Below are 293 nucleotides of genomic sequence, written 5' to 3'. Positions count from 1 at the left end.
TTCCTTTAAACCCATGCCAACAAAAGACACGCCGCACTTTGCGATAAGAGTTGGTGAAAGCGGCTGCCCCTCAGTGCAGGGCTGTATGGCTTTGAGACTAGGGTATGAAAAACCAACGCAGCAGCTCGCCGCCGGTGAAACGGATCAGCTTGAGGGCGCTGGTTTTACGTGTCACGATGGCTTTGCTGGCGGCATGACCCGCTGTACAAAAACCTTGCGGCGGCTGCCTGTCACGGTAGCACCGGCCATAAAAAATAGCGAGACGCTGCCTTACCGTTTTGCTCAGCCAATCG

The 293-nt window shown here is 54.9% G+C and carries 1 protein-coding gene; it reads left to right on the top strand.

Going from position 1 to position 293, the window contains the following annotated elements:
• Positions 1–293 (top strand): hypothetical protein (locus BTV99_RS13675; RefSeq protein WP_178378001.1); only part of this gene is annotated, 293 nt, incomplete at both ends.

The sequence above is a fragment of the Psychrobacter sp. Rd 27.2 genome, assembly GCF_001921755.1.
Taxonomy (GTDB): domain Bacteria; phylum Pseudomonadota; class Gammaproteobacteria; order Pseudomonadales; family Moraxellaceae; genus Psychrobacter; species Psychrobacter celer.
Note: the sequence above shows the minus strand (reverse complement) of the source record. Positions and strands in the feature narration are given on the sequence as shown.